The sequence below is a fragment of the Pseudoalteromonas sp. SIMBA_162 genome (genome assembly GCF_046535955.1).
Lineage (GTDB): Bacteria > Pseudomonadota > Gammaproteobacteria > Enterobacterales > Alteromonadaceae > Pseudoalteromonas > Pseudoalteromonas marina.
Window position 1 is genome coordinate 1 of the sequence record NZ_JAWJBQ010000774.1, and the last position, 254, is coordinate 254.

Annotated in this window: 1 protein-coding gene; it reads left to right on the forward strand. The window is 66.9% G+C overall.

What is annotated here, in order from left to right:
• A partial coding sequence (locus R0J88_RS21785; protein WP_410901143.1) for a hypothetical protein occupies positions 1-254 on the forward strand: 254 nt, incomplete at both ends.

Consider the following 254-nt stretch of genomic DNA (forward strand, 5'->3'; position numbering starts at 1 on the left):
TGATGCGGCACTGGTGCGCCGCCTGAGCAACGACCTGCAACGCCCCTGCCTGGACACCGTCGACTGGCTGTCACGCCATGACCCGGACCTGGCCCGCGAACAGTTCAAAGGCTGCACACCCACTACCGACACGCGCGCCTACGCCGTGCTCAAGCAACGCCTGTATGGCGACCCGCCGCAGCCCCCACAACCGCGCACAGCCAGAGAATGGGAAAACCGCTACCGGCAAAGTGGCGACCTGGCCGCACTGGAGC